The following is an 18620-nucleotide window of genomic DNA, read 5'->3' as shown; positions in this document are numbered from 1 at the left end:
GGTTCATTTTCCTTTTTCTATGAGGCTGACGATCGTTGGGTTCACCTTACTTTTTGATTTTGCCAGGTCAAGGGCTGTTTCCCCGTTATGGTCCTTTAAATCCCTGTTAATGCCATGGTTCACCAACAAAGTGACCCTCTCTATATTGTTAAAATCAACGGCCATATGCAGTGCTGAATAACCATGATAATCCTCTGTAAAATTCAAATCTGCCCCGGCGTTTACCAAGGCTTCCGCGACCGCCAGCTTGCGGTTGTTCGCAGCCCTGTGCAACGCCGTCCCCCCATGATCCGTCCTGGCATTGATCTCGGCCCCGTTGTCGAGTAAAAACTCGACAACCTCTGTGCTCATGGCGGCCATCAGGGGGGTCACCCCTCGATCGTTGCCTTTGACAACCTCGCCGCCTTGTTCCACGATATATTTCAATATATCCAGTGTGGCACTGGCCTTCGTATTTGATTCATCATTCCGCTCGTCTGAATCGAGGGTCGTAAAGGCAATGGAGTTTTCATGCACATCACAAATCTTCATGCTGGAGCCCTGGGACACCAGCAACTTCATATAATCCAGCCGGTGGAGCCTGGCATTCAGACAACGTCTCACCTGTGAACGTAAAATGGCGTGACCTGTCCCTCTTTCCTTTTTCTATCCCTCTCTCCAAACCCGACCTCTTCCCTCTGAAATCAACCACAACGATAGCTCAAACAAAAAAAGGGCTGATGCCTTTATTCACCATTCGAAAATATAGGAATGCATAGACTTCGGGTTCCGAAGGATAATCATGTTTCTATTAAAAAACAACGATAAAAGGCAGGACGCTCTCACCCCAACGCATCCCGACGCAGCCATTGTCAACCTTTGGTTTCCATGCATCGGGGAGGGGACTGAAGACAAAACATCGGGGAGGCCTGCGGTGCGGTACGGGAGAGATTCATGGCAAGACCATGGGGGACAAGAGGGTGTAAATACGCAGGGCGCGCAGAATCCATTTAAAGCAGGCCGTTTCCTTAGTTTAAATCCGGCCTGTAATAAAGTCAGGGCTCCTGTAAAAAATAAATGGAAGGATTCAGCTTGTGCCTCCGGCGTTCCTGCCGGGGGCTAACCCGGATATTTCACGGGTTGGGTGAGAAAATCAGACAGAATACCGTGGATTACATTTTGCATTTTTGAAACGACTGAAAATATGACTGCGAAGAACTGCCATTACGGATGAGTCCTTAGTCTTGATTGTTTTCTCATGAAATATCCGGGCTAAACGCTTGAAAAGGTCAACAAACAAGCCTTAATACATCTCAAAAAGCAAATGTGATCAGACCGAGGTACAAGGGCTGATCACATTCGCAAACCTGGGGTGCAGGAGATGTATCCCCTGCCTGCCGAAGGCCTTTTTCCATCGTCCCAGGAAGGGACGTTCCGTTGCGAGCCTACAAAGCGTATCCGGAGAGGATCTCTTCGTCGATACGCCGATGAAGGAACCGGCCTTCTCCGCGTTTCCCTTTAAATTGACCCTCCTCCATCACCACCTTGCCACAGGCGATGGTCATCTCTACACCGCCCTTAATCTTCAGGCCGTCATGCAGGCAGTAATCGATGTTGTTGTGAAGCGTCTCGGCAGAGAGCGTCCACTCCCGATCCAGATCCACCAGGGTGATATCCGCATCACTTCCCGGCGCGAGGATGCCCTTTTGCGGGTAGCACCCCGAGAGCTTGGCCACGTTGGTGCTGGTAAGCGCCACCAGCCGATTCAGGCTGAGACGGCCCTTGGCCACGCCTTCGGAGAGTAAAATCGGCAGACGGACTTCCAGGCCGGAGAGACCGTTCACCACCTTGGTAAAATCGGGAATGATGGTCCCATCGGCATCCTTTTCGAGGAACATCTCCTTCTCTTCCACAGAGTAGGTGCAGTCATCCGAGCCGGTCACGCAGATGGAGCCGTCGGCGAGCCCCTTCCACAAGGCATCAGCCTCCACCTGCGTCCGCAGGGGAGGAGAGCAGATGGTCAGATGACCTCGCGCCTCATCTTCATAAAGGTCCTTAAAAAGAGTGAGATAATGGGGACAGGTTTCCACATAGATGGGGTGTCCTTCGGCCTGTGCGGTCCGGGCGATATCCAGTGATGGCTCATTGGTGGTATGGACCAGCAGCAGGGCATTGCCGCAATATTTACTGAAGAGCACGGCACGGCTCACCGCTTCGGTCTCGCAAAGGACAGGCTTGGCCTTGGCAAAATCGGTCCAGCCCAGAGTGCCGGCCGCGCGTGACGCCTCAATATTGCTCTCGGCGATGGCATTGGACTCGGCGTGAATCAAAGGCAGCCCCCCGTGCTCCTTGGCCAGCTTGAAAATTTTCAGCAGGGTCTCATCATCGGACATCACGCCTTCTTTGCGGTACGTCATGAACATCTTGAAGGAAGGGCACCCCATCTTGATAATCTCGGGGATCTCCTTGAGGATCGCCTCAGGTGCCTCCACAAATTTGCAGTGAACCCCAAAGTCCACCGCCGATTTGCTCATCTCCTCAATGCGTTTCTCCAGCTGAACCTTCACCGAATCTCCCGGGAAGGTGTTGGTAAAATCCATGATGGTGGTCACGCCGCCAAACACGGCCGAGACACTCTGCGAAAAGAAATCATTGGCCCCGAAACAGCCCTGAAAAGGGGCCTCAACATGCATATGAGCATCCACGATCCCGGGGAGAAGATACTTGCCGTCGGCGTCAATAACACGGGTTGCCGTCACCGTGTCGTCAAACAACCCCAACGCCACAATTTTTCCGTCCTTGATGGCCACATCCGTGCGAACCGTGGCCTCCGTAGAGACCACACGCCCATTGCGAATCAAAAGATCAAACATGATGCTCTTCCTCGTTGATAAAAAAAATAAAAACATGCCTCCGGCGGCAAGGTGGCGCCACCTTGAAAGCGGGTTTGCGAATGCGCACGGGGAGTCATCACTCCGGGCTGAAATGCGTTCGCATTCGCGTGAAGGCTGAGGGGACTGCCTACTCTTCCACAGTCAGAAGCACTTCCCGGCCCACATTCTGTTCGTATTTGGGCATGACCATACAGCGCATCAGGATAAGGTAGCCGACAACGCCGATGATAAAGGTGACGAAAAAGGCATAATCCGGAACAAAGTAACCGACCACAAAGGCCCCCAGGGTGGTGATGATGGCCGCCGGGTTGAAGCCCCCTGCGTAGGTGTACTGACCGCTGCTTTTATATAGATCCTCCACGTTGAGGACCATCTTGCGGATGATGTAATAATCGGCGAGCATGATGCCGCAGATGGGGCCCAAAAGGCTGGAGGAAAAAACCTGAAACTGCACGAGATAATCACAGAACTCCCAGGGCATGATCGCAATGCCTATAATGCCACTGATCACTGTGGCCTTGGCGTAGGAAAGCTTGGGAAAAGAGTTGAGGAGGATATACGTCGGCGGCATCAGGTTGGCAGCCGTGTTGGTAGACCACTGGGCAAAGGTGATGGTCAAAAAACAAATAAAAAGAATGATGGGCTTGTCCGGGCCGAAGGTCTTTGCCACCACATCAATAGGGTTCCATTCTCCGATGAGAATACTGGAGGTAAGGCCCACGATAAGAATCAGAGCACCGGCAAACACCAGCCCCAGAAACTGCCCGGCAAAGGGGATCGTGTTACGGCCGACAAAGCCCTGGCCATCGATGTTTTTGATCTTGAGCTGACGGGTCAGGTCCGGGCTGTTCAACGCCATGGTGATCCACCCACCGGCGATCCCCATGATGGCAAAGGCCATGGAGTAGGTGTTTTCAGCCGGAGCATGAAGAATGTCTGCAACGAAAGACGCGTCATTGGCTTTAAGCATCCACAAAAAGATAGCAATAAAGACGATGGCGAGCATGGGGATAGCCACCAGATCAAATTTTGCCATCGCTTTCAACCCATACACGGCGTTGACGATTTGCATGGCCGCAAACAGGATAATCCAGAGTGGAAGACAGGTGAACCCGGTGAGCATGCTCACCACCGAGTCAATGGCCAGAGCCCCCACCCAGGTCTGAAACCCGAACCAGAAAAAGCAGGGAATGGTTCGAATCAGCCCGGGTATCCACGAGCCCTTGTACCCGTAGCATGCCCGCATATAGACGGCAAAGGTGATCCCATACTTAATCCCCATGTCCCCGTTAAGCACGAGCAACACGGTCACCATCATGTAGGCGCCGAAAATCGCCCAGAGAACAGAAACAGGCGCAAGCTGGGGGTATAACTGAGCCCCGATGGCAAAACCGGCAATATTAACGGTCATCCCCGCCCAAAGGAGAGTAAAATCAAGAAAACTCAAGGTCCTTCCAGACGCCGTCGTCGGAAGAAGGTCTTTGTTGCAAACATCACTACTCATCTGATTACCTCACATATCAACATGTTGTTTGGGAAAATCAGCCCGGCACGGTCAAACCCTCCGTGCCCCCCGTAAGGGACTGATTTTCACCTTGACGAACCGGCTCGTCACAGCACGGAGAAAAAGCCAAAGCTCCTCCCATCCGGCGCTTCGAGAACCGCATCCAATGAATCTCCTGCCCGTGAGGTTTTGCAAATTGTACGCCAGATGACTCTTTTAAGGAAAATAATGAAAAACATCTGATAATGCAGTTTATATTGTTCACTATAGAAAATGACCGTCCGTCAACGAATTATCACTCTGATAAATATTATCATTATAATAATCAATCCACATCGCGCCCCCACACACCACAGAAAGACCCAACCCACCCATTTAAACGCAGATCGAAACCAACCGGTCACGGCCATCACAGAAAGCCATCATTCTCATAACGATAAACAGGGTTTCGAGGAGCATGGGGGATCTTAACCGTCATTCGAGGGTGCTCACCCGTGAGCCACAGGGGGGCTTGGGGAGGTCGGTTGGAGGGGAAGAGGTATCGAGGCGGCCCTGAACGAAGGGGAGGGAGGCTAAAATTAAAAAAGGAGCGTTGTCAAAGCATAGCCTGACCCCACTCCCTTGCAAATAAACCATGACGCGGTGTGTGACAGTTCGAAGGATCTCTTATCGCTACAGCCACATAACGTCTGTGTTCATCATTTAACGCCTGATGAGACGCCCTTTCATCAGGATTTCTTATCTTTTTTCACTTTTCTTTTTTCCTTGAGACTCAGTTGAGCTTTTTTCTGGTCTTCCTTCTTGCCCTTGTCTTTTTTTCCCTTTTCGCCCATGCCCGTGTCTCCTTATTTAAAGTGGCGTACGCCGAACCCTGGGAGAACCAGCCTCATTCCATCGGCCCATACCGCTGATACCCATCTGCGATCTCACCGACTGATTCACAGTCGAAGCCCGTATTGACGGGAAAAGCCGGACGAAAGCCGACACATTCACCGTGCGTTTATACAAGGCTGGCACAACCAGAAATGCGTCCTTCAATGGCCGGAAACCGGCCCAATGACAACTATACTTTTTTCAGCCACATTAATCAATTTTTGCAGACAGCCGGGAAAATTTTCTCGAACACTCGATTAAAAGGGGTGCCCGGTCCCCCGACTCAAGACCGGAGAAAACCCCGGGAGATAGAGAAAGGCCCCTGTCAGCCTGAGCCCTCTCTCTGCGACATAAAAAAGAGTCTTTTACAAACACAGGCCAAAGCGTTATTGACTTGAATTTTAATACAGAGGTCCAATGCTCTCCGTAATGAAGAGGCTGGGCATCGTTTTTGAAAGATTCAAGACATGAATGACTACCTGATCATGGCCCTCTTCTGGGGACTCGGCGGCTTTGTCAACGGCTTCGCCGGGTTCGGATGCGCCCTTGTCGCCACACCTCTGACCACCCAATTCATTGAGCTGCCCCTCGCCATCCCCGCCGGAACCATCATCGGCCTCGCCATGAGCCTGCAGATGGGGCTCACCTTTCGAAAATACGCAGACTGGAACCGACTCCGCCCCCTCATCCTCGGCGCCCTCCCCGGTGCCCTCACCGGCGTCACCCTCATGAAAAGACTCCCCGGTGACGCCCTGAAACTCGCCATGGGCCTCTTTCTCATCGCCTACGCCTGCTGGGGCCTCTTCTTTGAAGGAACCTCCCGGCGCGTGGTGTCCAGATACTGGGGCGTTCTTGCGGGTTTCTGTTCGTCAGCCATCGGCACCTCCTTTGGCATGGGAGGGCCCCCCACCATCGTCTACACCTCTCTGACCGGCTGGAAACAGGACCAGATCAAAGCCGGCATCGGCAGTTTCTTCATGTGCGCCGGAGCCATCATGATCACCGCCCAGACCCTGGCCGGATTTCAAAGCCTCGCCTCCCTCACCCTGGCCCTGGTGGCCCTCCCCTCCGCCGTCACCGGATGCTGGATCGGCATTCGTCTTTCACAGGTTGTCGGGGATTTTTCGTATCGGAAAATTTTCTTTTCGATTCTGGGAGCAATGGGGGGAATGATTCTTTACAAAGCCATGTTGGCTATTTTGTAAAAAGACACCCCAACCTTTCATGAGCTGAATCGTTACTTTTATTTTAGACCTATGGCTTTTATCGTGCTTTTCGTGGTTCAGACATTATTGAAGCCCTTTTTAGCCCGAATCGTTCAACGCCAGAGGTTGTTATTTTCTACACCAATGAAATATAGATTAATATTGACATTCAAGGCCCATAATCGTAGTAAAAGTTATATAACAGCCATGAAGGCTGTGGCCCATATTTCCTCGATCGTTACAAGGAAAAAGAAGACGTCCTTATTTTAATAAGGATTGCAGTCCCTCTTTTTGAGGTACCCGTTTTGCACATTCATTTTCACCTGAATTCAAGCCACGAAGGCTCTGTTTTAAGTCATTGCCTTTTGGGTTTTTTTTTGGAGAAATGCTATGTTGAATGCAAGCACGGGTCATGTTGTAAAGATTCATCGCCAAACCGGACGGGCATGGGCTCTCCTCGACCGGAAATGTGTCATCCTCCTTCTCTCCTTTCTCCTGCTCGTGGGGGTGGCCTTGGCCGCCATGACCTGTGGGGCTTATCAGCTTGATGTCTCCGACATCCTCCATGTCATCCGATTTCATTGCGACCCCTTCTTTACCCTGCCGGCGGTCGATCGCCTTCACAACACCATTGTGTGGAAAATCAGGCTTCCGAGAATCCTTCTGGCGATCAACACAGGCATTGCCCTGTCCCTGTCCGGGGCCGTGTTTCAGGGGTGCTTTCGAAACCCACTGGTGGAGCCCTACATTCTCGGGATCTCATCCGGAGCCGCCTTCGGAGCCGCTTTGGGAATCGTCCTTCCGGGTTTTTTCCTCTCCGTTCAGTCCCTGGCCTTCCTCTTCGCTTTAGCCGCCGTCACCATCGCTTACTTTCTGGCGCATACCCGTGGCGAGACACCCGTGATCCTGCTCATCCTTTCCGGTGTGATCGTGGGATCGGTGTTTTCTGCGCTGGTGGGAATCATGAAATTCATCGCTGAAGATTCCGCCCTGCGTGAGATCGTCTTCTGGCTCATGGGCGGTTTTTACTATGCGTCCTGGAACGACGTCGCCCTTCTCACCCCCATTATTTTGACCTCCTTTGTCATCATCTGGTCCCAAAGCTGGAAACTCAACATTCTCTCCATGGGGGATGATGAGGCCAAAACCCTGGGGGTCAACCCTGAACTCCTGAAATTTATCTTGATTACGCTGGCCACCCTGTCCACGGCCGTGGCCGTTTCATCGGCGGGCATCATCGCCTGGGTGGGGCTGATGATGCCCCATGCGGCCCGAATGATCCTCGGACCGGATCACCGGTACCTGATTCCTTTGGCCTCCATTCTTGGCGGGATTTACCTGATCTGCTGTGACACCGCGGCACGAACACTTCTCGACGTGGAAATCCCCATCGGAATCATCACATCCATCGCCGGCGCCCCCTACCTGTTTTTTCTTCTCAGGTCCCGGGGACAGTCGGCATTCGGAGGCGTGTAATGCTTCATGTTGACGCGTTGAACTGCAGTTACGGGTCCAGAGAAGAGTCGATCCTTGATGGCATCACCTTCCATGTGGGCCGAGGGAGCCTTTGCGGCTTGTTCGGACCCAATGGAAGCGGCAAATCCACGCTGTTCCGATGCTGCCTGAAGCTGCTCACCTTCCAAGAGGGCCGGGTCATGATGAAGGGAAAAAGTATTCACAAAATGGGCATCCGGGAGATGGCAAAAACCGTGGCCTACGTCCCCCAGGACCACAAACCACCCTTTCCCTATCTTGTCAGAGAAGTGGTGCTCATGGGGCGAACCCCGCACATGAACGGACTCTTCGGGGTGACCAGGCAGGAGAAAGAAAAAGCAGAAGAGGCCCTGGCGCTTCTGTCCATGGAACACCTGGCTGACAAGACCTACAACTCCCTGTCCGGTGGGCAGCGGCAAATGGTGCTCATGGCCCGAGCCATCGCCCAGGAGACGGAGATTATGTTTCTGGATGAGCCCACCTCGGCCCTTGATTTTTCAAACCAGATCAAAATCTGGAACACCATCAGAAAAATTGCAGACAGCGGCGTCACCATTCTGGCCTGCACCCACGACCCCAATCATGTGTCCTGGTTCTGCGATGAGGTGGTGGTGCTGGGCGACCGAAAGGTGGTGGCCAAGGGCAAACCCGAGCAGGTCATCACCCGGGAGACATTGAATCTGATTTACAGCGATATGTGTGACGTGGGCCGACTGAATGGGTCAAAAATAGTGTTTCCGAGTCATTTGACAGAAGGGCGTCCCAAGGGGCAACTCCGAGCGATGTGAAAGACAGGCAGACAACCTTTTATGATGGAGTAAAAAAGACGGATGAAAGCCAATACAGCAGAACGTTGGAATGACGTGTGGAGTAAACAGGTTCGAAAACACAACGAGATCATCCAGAACGATTGCGGATCTCAGTGGCAAGATCGAACAGCTGCCAAACGATTTTGGGAGATGACCCGAAAAAATATGGATCACCGCCTGGAGCGAACGCTGTCAGGGTTTGACTTAAGCGCCAACTCACGCATTCTGGATGTAGGGGCCGGCCCTGGAAACCTCGCCATTCCCATGGCCTGCCGGTTCGCCCAGGTGACGGCCGTGGAACCTGCGGAAGGGATGACGGACCTCCTGACAGACCATGCCCGGGCAGCGGGGCGAACCAACATTCATCTGGTCCAGAAAAGATGGGAGGAGGTCTGCTGCGAAACCGACCTGCTCCCCCCCTACGACCTGGTGATTGCCTCTTTTTCCCTGGGCATGGAAAACATGAAAGCGGCCATCGAGAAAATGGTTCACGTCTCTTCACGTTATGTCTGCCTCCTCTGGTTTGCCGGGGAAACCGCCTGGGACAAACACTCCCAATATCTCTGGAAAACCCTCCACAACACCCCCTACACTCCCATGCCCCGATGCGACACCCTGTACAACCTGCTCTATCAGATGGGCATCTATCCAAACATGGAGGTCTTCACCATAGATCACGACACCGTCTATGACTCCCTGGCAGATGCCGTGGATCAGTCCAAGCGCAGGTACCAGATAAAAAACCAAGCCCAGGAGACCCTGCTTAAAAATTATCTGGAGAAAAACCTTTTGGAGAAAGACGGCCACTGGATCCAGAAAAACTCATCGACACGGGTAAAAATATGGTGGGACGTCACCTCACAAAACGCAGGGGAGTCCCGTGACAAAAAGGGCCTTCCTTCGCTGAGCCGCCGCGCGCCTTCACCCATAAAAAGCAGCATTGGAGTGTCATAATGCCCGGAAAATCGACCCTGCCTATGATCCTCACCCTTGTCTGGCTGGTGACTGCGTTGCAGGGAGCACCCTGCCTGGCCGAGCCCCAACGGACCGTCGTGGACAGCCGCGGAATCCAGGTCTCGATTCCCTCTGAGATCAAGCGGGTGGCCACGGTCAGCGACGGGCTTGTGGAAGGGGTCATGACCGCCCTGGGCGTCCAGGAGACCCTGGTCGCCGTGGGGTCATCGTGCCTTCAGAGACATTTCAAATACTCTTTTCCTTCGGTGTCTGGACAGAATTTTTCCTGCCAGGACGGCATGAACCCGGTACTCCGCCTCAACCCGTGGATCAAGGACCTGCCCCGGGTGGCAAAATCCGGAACCCCGATCAATTATGAGGCGCTGGTCAAGGCGGACCCGGAGGTGGTGATCGTGAGAATCGGCTCCTGCACCCTTCGCTATGAAGGAGATGAAACCGCCACGAAGACCATTGAAATGGTGGAAGCCCTTGGATTTCCGGTGGTGGTGATCCATGGGACCAACTGCGGGAAGGCCCCTTCGGTCTCCGGAATCTCAGAAGAGATCAGAATTGTGGGGGAGGTGTTTAATAAGAGGGCCAAGGCTTTCGAACTTGCCGGGTATCTCCAGGCCCAGGTGGCGATGATTCAGGAGAGGACCCAATCCATTCCCGAAGAGGAGAAACCCACCACCCTGGTCTTCGGACCCTCCCCCAGAGCGAGAAAAGCCGGCGGAGCGGGCCAGGTGTTCGGGTTGAACACCATCGAGGCTCATTTCGTGGAAGAGATCGTCCACGCCAGAAACGCCTTCAGGGAATCGGGCTATTTCAAGAAGATCAACGCAGAACAGCTGCTGGCCTTGAATCCGGATGTAATCGTCCTCTGCACAGCCTCTGGCTACCATCCTCCAAGAGAGCTGTATGAGGCCCCTTATTACCAGAACCTTCAAGATCTTTCGGCCGTAAAGAACAGACGCGTGGCCGCCCTGCCCTGGTCTCCCTGCAACTGCTCCAAACGGCTGGAGTATCCCATCGACGCCATGGTCATCGCCAAGGCATCCTATCCGAAACGTTTTCAGGATGTGAACCTGGCCGACTGGCTGCTCGATTTTTACCAACATGTCTACGGGGTGGACACGGAAACGGCTCAAGGCCTCCGGTCCGCCCAATGGATGGACTGGACCCTGAAAAAGGCCTCCGGCGGCCCCGCCGCAGACGAAACGTCTGGCCTTATTTTATAGAATAAACGGGCCTTGATCATCGTTTGGGCCATCCGCGTATTACATCACCCCCCGAACACCCTTGTCCCCTGGAGCGCCGCACTCCTGTACGGCACGGGTAACGACGGACTAAAAAGCCGCACCGGAGTGCGGCGCTCCGTTTCGGTCGATCTTTCTCGGTTTTTTTGAAGGTCGCGGCCCAAACGATGACGAAGACCAATAAACGCATACTCAACAGATTTTTAGAGATGGAGCAGACATCATGAAACCCACTCGCGGTTCCGCAGCATACATCATTCTTTTTTTATTTTTTTTCTTTACCATCGGCATACAGAATCTGGCTGCCGAGGACTACCGGGTCATCACCGATCTCCGGGGTGAACAGGTCAGAATACCGGCCACCCTTCACCGAATTGTCACCATAGACGATGGGCTGACCGAAGGGATCATCACCCTTTTAGGGGAATCCAAAAAAATTGTCGGACTGGGCTCAAAATCCTTGAGAAAAACATCCAGTTATACCATCCCCAGCATCTCAGGAAAGGACTACTCATATACCGACTGCATGAATCCTGTCCGGTATCTGAATCCCAGATTTGCCCATTTACCCCTGGTTAAAGACGCAAGCGGGATCAACTTTGAAACCCTTGCGAGCCTGGAGCCGGATGTCGTCATTATAAGAGCCGGTTCCTGCTCTGCCTCCTGGGGCACCTCCAGCCAGATCCTGACCAAAAACATCACCATCATTGAGTCCCTTGGGATACCCGTTGTCACTCTGTTTGCCCCCCCATGCCTTGACACCCCGAATCTCAATAAAATCCCCGAAGAGATTCGCCTGATCGGCCAAATATTCGGCAAAGAAGAAAAAGCCAATCAGATCGCGGCCATTCTCCAAAACAGCGTCAAAGCCATTCAGGATAGAACAAAGGACGTCCCCGAATCTCAAAAACCAAGGGTCCTGGCATTGGGGCTTTCATCCAAAGCCAGAAGCGCCGGAGGCGCCGGGAATGCCCGAAGTGGCATCATCAAGTATTATATCGAAGAGATCGTCAACGCGAAGAGTGCGTACAACGTAAAATATCATACCCCGGACACAGGATTGCTAAGCGCCGAACAGGTTTTCGCCATCAACCCGGACATTCTCATTCTCACAACGTCCTTCGGGTATCATCCCCCTGAAGAGATCTACAACGCTCCCTACTACCAGGATTTCCAGGACCTGAAAGCGGTGAGGGAAAAAAACGTCAGCGCCCTCCCCTTCACCCCGTCAAACTGCGATGCATCACGAATCGAACACCCCATCGACTTGATGGTCATCGCAAAAACAGCATACCCCGACCGGTTTGCCGACATAAAGGTTCATCAATGGGTCCTCGATTTCTACCAGACCATCTATGGGGTGGACCGAAAAACCGCAAAGAAACTCCGTGCGGTTCAATTGCTTGACTGGACCGTTGAGTCTGATTTTTAAAAGCACGCCCTCCAAGCCCCATTCGTCATGCTATGCTGACGTCTCCAGGGACCTGGCCTTGTATGCGGGTATAAGGACCGGGTCACCTCAAACGATCACGCCCATGCCGCAGGAGCACAAGCCCATCCGTGCGCGTTCGATGGCTTCAGGGAAGATAAACCATGCTTAATTTTTTGTGTGACACATTCTTTCGACATACTTTTTATATAAAATTCAGCGGTGACTGGGTGTCCGTGAAGCATGTCGAAACGGGGAAAACGTATGAAGACAGGCCACTTCTGGCGATAAAAAAAAACAGGCAGGGTAAAAAAATCATCCTTGCGATTGGGGCTGACGTTGAAAAGACATCAAATCCTGACATTTCGATTCATAATGGTTTTTCTCATCCAGAAGGCGGCATAAGTGATTTCGACGTTGCACACGCCACGTTGGTGCATTTTATGTCGAAAATTACCGAAAGAAAGAAATGGGTTAAACCCATCATCATTATGCATCCAACAAAAAAAATGGGTGGGGCACCCTCTCACAGTGAAAATAAGGCATTAATAAAATTATCGTATGCCGTGGGAGCCAGAAAGGCCTATCTATGGTTTGGCCGAGAACTCAAAGACGCTGAGTTAATGGCACTTCGTCTTCCAGAACCAGGAGACGTTCTTATCGTTGAATAAATTCGTAATGCGAAAGAGGCTCCTTCTTTCCACACCATAAGGACCCGCAACCCATGACGTCCCAGAGAAAACATCTTCCCCTTCTTATTTTCGCCGTTCTCGGAGCCGTCTGGGGAAGCAACTTTATCTACATGAAAATGGCGGTTGCCCTGATATCGCCCGGGCAGATTGTCTTATTCCGGGTGCTCTTCGGGTTGATCCCTGTGCTGATCTATGCGGGGGCCAGGCGGTCGCTCCACCTGCGTCACCTTCGCCATGCGCACCATTTTATCGTGATGTCCATCCTGGCCACCGCCTTCTACTAAGACGTCTTTTCGAAAGGCGCGGATTTGCTGCTCTCCGGCATTGCCGGGGCGGTCAGCGGCGCGATCCCCCTTTTTGCCTTTATCATGGCCCTCCTTTTTATCCCTGAAGAGAAGGCCTCCGTGCGCAACATTACCGGCGTGCTCATCGCGTTTGCAGGTGTGGTGCTCATTGCCCGGCCCTCTGGCCAGGAAGTGCTCACCACCAATCTGGAAGGGATCGGCTACATGATCGCCGGCTCGTTAAGCGTGGGTGGCTCCTTTGTCTACGCCCGCAAGTTTATCGTCCCCTTGCGCATCCCGGCGGCGGCGCTGACCACCTACCAGCTCGGCTTCGGTCTTCTCATCCTGTCCCTTCTCACAGACACCGCCGGAATCGGTACCCTCTGGACCGACCCCCACGCCTCCATCGGCCTCATCGTGGGCCTGGGCATCCTCGGCACCGGCCTCGCCTACATCCTCTACTACTACATCGTAGAGACCCTGGGCGCCGTGGCCGCATCCTCCGTCACCTACCTGCCCCCGGTGGTCGCCCTTTTCATCGGGTGGCTCCTTGTGGGCGAGCCCATCGAGCTGATGGACGTTCTATCCACCGGGATGATCTTTGTCGGGGTCTTTCTGCTTAAAAAATAAGGATTGAAAAAAGCAGGCCTCCGGCGGCAAGGTGGCGCCACCTTGAAAGCGGGTTTGCGAATGCTCTTCGGCGGCTGGTACTCCGGGTACCTCGCTTCCGCATTCGCGTGATGGCTGAGGGAAGGCAACGGCTGTCGCAAGGGCATGAGCTGCCGGTGCTTCAGTGCCAATTCACGGGTTGACATGAACCGGAATAACTCCGGCGGCAAGGTGTGCCACCTTGAAGGCCACGGGCATTGCAATGTCTTACTTGAGAGCCGCTGAGGCTTCCGAGCGTGTTTCATAAATATGGGGCGAGAGATTTCTCGCTTTCAGGGACTCCCCCATCTTCATCCGCATAAAGGTACTGGTGGTGTAGCGCGTCACATCGCTGTAGAAACGATCCATGATGGATTTCACCATATCCATGTACTCATCAATCAGCTCTGGAGAAATATCAAAGTTGTCATAGTTCACAATGGCTTTCACCCTCGCGCCCACGGGGGACAGGATGGCGGCCACCTGCGCTTCGATCGACACAATTTCATCACGGGAGCGGATGGAGAGGCCTTCGAAGTTAACGTAGAACACCCCTTGATCCGGGTCGTAACCCAGACGGCGTTCGAGGGGAATGGAGAGGAGCTCGCCCTTGAGCCCCATGGCCTCGGGGGCAAAAAGGCGCCGATCCATGAGCCGGGGCTCTCCCGTGATCACCGGCCGAAAATCCATCTGTGACAGAATATCCCGTTCGAGGTCGATCCCCGGTGCGATCTCCGTCAGCACCAGCCCCTCCGATGAAAGCTCGAAGACGCATCGTTCGGTGATATAAAGAACCGGATATCCGGTCTCCGTCGCAATCTGTCCCGAAAAGGTAATCTGCTCCACCGCGTCCACAAATTTTTTGGTTTTCCCCTCCTGGTCGATGCGAAGTGTCCCGTCGGCCACGGAGACCTTCAGCCCCCCGGCGGTAAAGGTCCCCACAAAGACAATCTTCTTGGCGTTCTGGCTGATATTGATAAACCCGCCGCATCCGGCAAGCCTCGACCCGAATTTACTGACATTTAAATTGCCCGCCTGATCGGCCTGCGCAAGGCCGAGGACGCAAAGATCCAGCCCACCGCCATCATAAAAATCAAACTGATAGGGCTGATCGATGATGGCATCCACATTGGCGGCGGCACCAAAGCTCAAGCCGCCGGCCGGAATGCCTCCGATGACCCCAGGCTCTGCCGTCAGGGTGATGTAATCAAAGACATTCTCCTCGGCGGCCACGTTGGCCACCCCTTCCGGCATCCCGATCCCTAAGTTCACGACGCTGTTGGGGATCAACTCAAAGGCGGCTCGCCTCGCAATGATTTTGCGCTCGTCTAAGGGGAGAGGCTTGATGGAGGAGAGGGGAACCCGGAACTCCCCGGCAAAGGCGGGGCTGTAGGCCACGTCAAAGGTCTGCATGTGGTTTTCAGGCGCGGTCGCCACCACCACGCAATCCACCATAACCCCCGGAATTTTAACGTTTCGCTGCGGAAGCGCCCCCTTTTCGGCGACCCGTTCCACCTGGACAATGACAAACCCGTCGTTGTTTTTCGCAGCGATGGCCAGGGAAAGGCTCTCTAAGGTCAAGGCCTCCTTCTCCATGCTGATGTTCCCATCCATATCGGCGGTGGTGCCTCGAATAAAGGCCACATCGATGGGCTGGGTTTTGTAGGCCAGATATTCTTTCCCGTCAAACGTCACCAGCTCCACCAGCTCCTCGGTGGTCCGCTCGTTGATCTTTCCCCCACCGTGACGGGGATCGATATACGTCCCGAGCCCCACTCGGGTAATGGTCCTGGGCTTATGCGCCCCGGCATCCCTCAACATATGAGCCAGGCAGCCCTGGGGAAAATTATACGCTTCGATCTTGTTATCGATGGCCAGCTTCTGCATCTTGGGGATGAGCCCCCAGTGCCCGCCGATGGCTCGCTTGATCATCCCCTCATGGGCGAGGTGATTGACCCCCCGGTCCCGGCCGTCCCCTTGTCCGGCCGCAAAATAGAGGGTCAGGTCCCGGGGATGTCCGGTCGTCAAAAATCGCGACTCCAACGCCAGGGCGATCTCCTCTGCGAAACCGCTCCCGACAAATCCGCCGAGCCCGATCACATCGCCATTCTGGACAATTTCCACGGCCTCCTCAGCCGTCACCACTTTGTTTTTATGGATGGGACCGGGCTCTAAGCTTGGATTAAAGGGATGAGACAGCTTTTTTTTCTCCATCATGTCCTCCTGGACGACACTTGAGATTCCAACAGGTTATGGGCAGGGAAAACACTTCAAATGCGGGGGCGCGAATGCGCATCGGGCCTTGGGGCCTGCCATGCGTCTCCATTCGCTTGGGACGTAAAGGCCAGCTCCCTGCCTCGAAAAGGCCGGAGCTGCAGGTACTTTGGTGGGGACCGTTCGGTAAAAGAACTCAGGAGGCAAAGCGCGCCACATTTAAAGCAGGTCACAGAGCAGGCTTAACCTGCTTATTTCATGTCAAATGAATCACCAAACACACTAACAGCAATCCATTCCGGCGGTCAACGCTATCCGTCACGAACATGTCTGCCGCCCCCCCTTCTATGCGGAGCAGAGGGGGCCGCTTTGCCATTCAAGGTCTGTTCTCTCCCTTTCTCAGTTCATCATTACCCCCACCATGGCGCCTGTCATGCACGTGGCGAGGGTTCCTGAAACAATGGATTTCAAACCGAGGCCGACGATCTCTTCGCGGCGTTCGGGGACCATGGTACTGAATCCCCCCAGCATGATACCCAGGCTGCCAAAGTTGGCAAATCCGCAGAGGGCATAGGTCATGATCATCTGGCTGCGGGGAGACAGCGCCCCCGGGGGCAGGCTGGCCAGCTGAAGGTAGGCCAGGAGTTCATTGAGCACGGTCTTCACACCCATGAGGCTCCCTGCCGTCTGGGCTTCGGCCCAGGGAATGCCCATGAGCCAGACCACGGGGGCCATCAGCCAGCCGAGAATGCGCTGGAGGGACAAGGCCGAGCCATAGACGTCCGGCAGCAGGCCGACCATCTGATTCACGAGATGGACCAGGGCGACCAGAACAAGGAGCATGGCGGTGACGTTCAAGAAGAGAGTCAACCCGGCCATGGTACCCTGATTGATGGCATCCATGGTGCTGGACGCGGATTGAGACGGATCGATCTCCCCGGAGGTCTCCTCACCGGTTTCGGGAACCATCAGCCTTGAAACCATCAGAGCGGAAGGCACACTGATCAAGGAAGCCGTCAGAATGTGCCCGAGGGCATCGGGGATGATGTTTCCGATAAAGCTGGCATAAAGAACCAGGACGGTCCCGGCCACCGTGGCCATGCCGCAGGTCATGACGGCAAACAACTCGCTTCGGGTAAGCTGTGCCAGATAGGGTCGGATCAGCAGCGGAGCCTCCACCATCCCCACAAAGACATTGGCCGCGGCCCCCACCCCCAGCGCCCCGCCCACGCCCATGCTGCGCTGCAAAAGCCATGAAAAGCCCTGAACAATCTTTGGCAGAACGCGCCAGTAAAAAAGCAAGGCGGATAAGGCGCTCATGACAAGAAGAATGGGAAGGGCGCGAAAGGCGAGAATAAAATCGGCCCCGGGGGCCGTCACCTCAAAGGGAAAGCGCCCCCCCCCTAAGTAACCGAACACGAACCCCGTCCCTGCCTGGGTGGCTTCTTCCAGGGCGAGAACCGCCCCGTTGAGCATGATAAAAAAGTCTCGAAACAGAGCCCATTTCAACAGCAGAAGCGCCAGAAAAAACTGAAGTCCCAGCCCAATAAGAATATTGCGCCACTGAGACACCTGCCGCTGTTCACTCAACCCCCAGGCTATTGCCGTCAATACCAGCAACCCGAACAGGCTCTGAATCATGTTCGCCTCCTTCATTTCGTCTCATCACTCTTTTCAACAAAGCCCCGTTGCTGTCGATGGAAAAGCCATGGGACAATAGGGCCAAGGCAGGTCAACGGGCCACCAGGTCAAACCGCCCTATAGCCATACACGAATCTCGGTCCGATTTACAAAAAAATATAAGCGACAGCCAAAAGAAAACGCGCGCTTAGTCAATAAAATGTCACCCGAGAAAGACCGATTGTCGTCTGAGAATCAATCTGGTATAAAGATAAAGTTACCCGAGCGTTCAACATCAACGCAGCCCGCCCGATTCTCTCAAGGCATCGATAGAGACGTCATGGGACACCTCACTGACGCGCCGTTACACAGGCCTGAGACACTTGCATTCTCTAAAAAACGCTTCCGCTCACTCTCCCTCAGGCGGCCAGGGCGGTGAAAACATCCCTCCCTGCGAAACCCCGTAGAGACGGTGCCTGTGCACCCTTTTGCTCCCCCTGGTCCCCAAAACTCTTTTGATTTGATGCGAACTGAATCGTGACATAAAAAGGAGCTTTCCCATGAACAAAAAGCCCCTCCCTGACCGCGGCCAGGAGCCGCCCTTTTTATCACAACACCTCCCCCGGCGGACCGGCTTATCCCCGGCCGCCTGGATTCTCGGGTGCCTGCTTCTGTTGCTGATTCCTCTGCAGGCAGGGGCGGTGGAGCCCAAACCCGTCTTATCCTTCGGCGTGGTCCCTCAGCAGTCTGCCACCCGCCTGGCCC

The 18620-nt window shown here is 54.0% G+C and carries 15 protein-coding genes; 10 read left to right on the top strand and 5 right to left on the bottom strand.

Annotated elements, in window-relative coordinates:
* Positions 1 to 3: 3 nt before the first annotated feature.
* The 3 genes from Q1Q75_RS17730 to Q1Q75_RS17720 all read right to left on the bottom strand — a co-directional run bounded on the left by Q1Q75_RS17730 (position 4) and on the right by Q1Q75_RS17720 (position 4377).
* A complete protein-coding gene (locus Q1Q75_RS17730) occupies positions 4 to 531 on the bottom strand; it encodes an ankyrin repeat domain-containing protein (RefSeq protein WP_300673364.1) in 528 nt (175 codons plus the stop codon).
* Positions 532 to 1424: 893 nt separating this feature from the next.
* Entirely contained in the window at positions 1425 to 2852 is a 1428-nt protein-coding gene (gene hydA / locus Q1Q75_RS17725; RefSeq protein WP_300673361.1) for a dihydropyrimidinase, read from the bottom strand.
* Between the two features lie 148 nt (positions 2853 to 3000).
* Positions 3001 to 4377: a cytosine permease gene (locus tag Q1Q75_RS17720; RefSeq protein ID WP_300673359.1), complete on the bottom strand. Its 1377-nt coding sequence runs from the start codon at positions 4375 to 4377 to the stop codon at positions 3001 to 3003.
* 1340 nt (positions 4378 to 5717) lie between these two features.
* Here Q1Q75_RS17720 and Q1Q75_RS17715 point away from each other — a divergent pair.
* From Q1Q75_RS17715 to Q1Q75_RS17675, 9 genes are all read left to right on the top strand, one after another.
* Positions 5718 to 6455: a sulfite exporter TauE/SafE family protein gene (locus tag Q1Q75_RS17715; RefSeq protein WP_300673357.1), complete on the top strand. Its 738-nt coding sequence runs from the start codon at positions 5718 to 5720 to the stop codon at positions 6453 to 6455.
* A 390-nt stretch (positions 6456 to 6845) separates the two neighbouring features.
* Positions 6846 to 7931: an iron ABC transporter permease gene (locus tag Q1Q75_RS17710; protein ID WP_300673355.1), complete on the top strand. Its 1086-nt coding sequence runs from the start codon at positions 6846 to 6848 to the stop codon at positions 7929 to 7931.
* Positions 7931 to 8737 (top strand): ABC transporter ATP-binding protein, encoded by an 807-nt coding sequence (locus Q1Q75_RS17705; protein WP_300673352.1) that lies wholly within the window; start codon positions 7931 to 7933, stop codon positions 8735 to 8737. The genes Q1Q75_RS17710 and Q1Q75_RS17705 overlap by 1 nt, the downstream gene beginning before the upstream one ends.
* A 42-nt stretch (positions 8738 to 8779) precedes the next feature.
* Positions 8780 to 9712 carry a bifunctional 2-polyprenyl-6-hydroxyphenol methylase/3-demethylubiquinol 3-O-methyltransferase UbiG gene (locus tag Q1Q75_RS17700; protein ID WP_300673350.1) on the top strand — a complete coding sequence of 311 codons (933 nt, stop codon included), beginning with the start codon at positions 8780 to 8782 and terminating at the stop codon, positions 9710 to 9712.
* Positions 9712 to 10950: an ABC transporter substrate-binding protein gene (locus Q1Q75_RS17695; RefSeq protein WP_300673348.1), complete on the top strand. Its 1239-nt coding sequence runs from the start codon at positions 9712 to 9714 to the stop codon at positions 10948 to 10950. Before Q1Q75_RS17700 ends, Q1Q75_RS17695 begins: the two co-directional genes overlap by 1 nt.
* Before the next feature lie 241 nt (positions 10951 to 11191).
* Positions 11192 to 12400: an ABC transporter substrate-binding protein gene (locus tag Q1Q75_RS17690; protein WP_300673334.1), complete on the top strand. Its 1209-nt coding sequence runs from the start codon at positions 11192 to 11194 to the stop codon at positions 12398 to 12400.
* Between the two features lie 161 nt (positions 12401 to 12561).
* Positions 12562 to 13068 carry a rod shape-determining protein gene (locus Q1Q75_RS17685; protein ID WP_300673332.1) on the top strand — a complete coding sequence of 169 codons (507 nt, stop codon included), beginning with the start codon at positions 12562 to 12564 and terminating at the stop codon, positions 13066 to 13068.
* Between the two features lie 53 nt (positions 13069 to 13121).
* Complete coding sequence (locus tag Q1Q75_RS17680) at positions 13122 to 13373, top strand: EamA family transporter (RefSeq protein ID WP_300673330.1); 252 nt, start codon at positions 13122 to 13124, stop codon at positions 13371 to 13373.
* A gap of 24 nt (positions 13374 to 13397) precedes the next feature.
* The gene (locus Q1Q75_RS17675; RefSeq protein WP_300673328.1) at positions 13398 to 14003 is read left to right on the top strand and encodes a DMT family transporter; all 606 of its coding nucleotides are present in this window, start codon (positions 13398 to 13400) and stop codon (positions 14001 to 14003) included.
* Positions 14004 to 14249: 246 nt separating this feature from the next.
* Here Q1Q75_RS17675 and Q1Q75_RS17670 read toward each other — a convergent pair whose 3' ends face one another.
* Together Q1Q75_RS17670 and Q1Q75_RS17665 are read right to left on the bottom strand one after the other, a co-directional pair.
* Positions 14250 to 16238, bottom strand: coding sequence for an acyl CoA:acetate/3-ketoacid CoA transferase (locus Q1Q75_RS17670; RefSeq protein ID WP_300673326.1), 1989 nt, complete (start codon positions 16236 to 16238; stop codon positions 14250 to 14252).
* 396 nt (positions 16239 to 16634) lie between these two features.
* Entirely contained in the window at positions 16635 to 17876 is a 1242-nt protein-coding gene (locus tag Q1Q75_RS17665; RefSeq protein ID WP_300673324.1) for a nucleoside transporter C-terminal domain-containing protein, read from the bottom strand.
* Positions 17877 to 18415: 539 nt separating this feature from the next.
* Between Q1Q75_RS17665 and Q1Q75_RS17660 the strand changes: the two genes are divergently transcribed.
* Positions 18416 to 18620: hypothetical protein (locus tag Q1Q75_RS17660; protein WP_300673321.1), on the top strand; the 205-nt coding region annotated here is incomplete at its 3' end.

It is taken from the genome of Desulfoluna sp., from assembly GCF_030145185.1.
GTDB lineage: Bacteria > Desulfobacterota > Desulfobacteria > Desulfobacterales > Desulfolunaceae > Desulfoluna.
The sequence above is the reverse complement of the archived record's forward strand: the minus strand, read 5'-3'. Positions and strand labels throughout refer to the sequence as shown.

Coding starts and splice junctions, on each gene's coding strand:
- Q1Q75_RS17700 (WP_300673350.1), top strand. CDS start 8,780: ATGAAAGCCAATACAGCAGAACGTTGGAATGACGTGTGGAGTAAACAG.
- Q1Q75_RS17665 (WP_300673324.1), bottom strand. CDS start 17,876: ATGATTCAGAGCCTGTTCGGGTTGCTGGTATTGACGGCAATAGCCTGG.
- Q1Q75_RS17685 (WP_300673332.1), top strand. CDS start 12,562: ATGCTTAATTTTTTGTGTGACACATTCTTTCGACATACTTTTTATATA.
- Q1Q75_RS17680 (WP_300673330.1), top strand. CDS start 13,122: ATGACGTCCCAGAGAAAACATCTTCCCCTTCTTATTTTCGCCGTTCTC.
- Q1Q75_RS17670 (WP_300673326.1), bottom strand. CDS start 16,238: ATGATGGAGAAAAAAAAGCTGTCTCATCCCTTTAATCCAAGCTTAGAG.
- Q1Q75_RS17710 (WP_300673355.1), top strand. CDS start 6,846: ATGTTGAATGCAAGCACGGGTCATGTTGTAAAGATTCATCGCCAAACC.
- Q1Q75_RS17705 (WP_300673352.1), top strand. CDS start 7,931: ATGCTTCATGTTGACGCGTTGAACTGCAGTTACGGGTCCAGAGAAGAG.
- Q1Q75_RS17715 (WP_300673357.1), top strand. CDS start 5,718: ATGAATGACTACCTGATCATGGCCCTCTTCTGGGGACTCGGCGGCTTT.
- Q1Q75_RS17695 (WP_300673348.1), top strand. CDS start 9,712: ATGCCCGGAAAATCGACCCTGCCTATGATCCTCACCCTTGTCTGGCTG.
- Q1Q75_RS17690 (WP_300673334.1), top strand. CDS start 11,192: ATGAAACCCACTCGCGGTTCCGCAGCATACATCATTCTTTTTTTATTT.
- Q1Q75_RS17730 (WP_300673364.1), bottom strand. CDS start 531: ATGAAGATTTGTGATGTGCATGAAAACTCCATTGCCTTTACGACCCTC.
- Q1Q75_RS17720 (WP_300673359.1), bottom strand. CDS start 4,377: ATGAGTAGTGATGTTTGCAACAAAGACCTTCTTCCGACGACGGCGTCT.
- hydA (WP_300673361.1), bottom strand. CDS start 2,852: ATGTTTGATCTTTTGATTCGCAATGGGCGTGTGGTCTCTACGGAGGCC.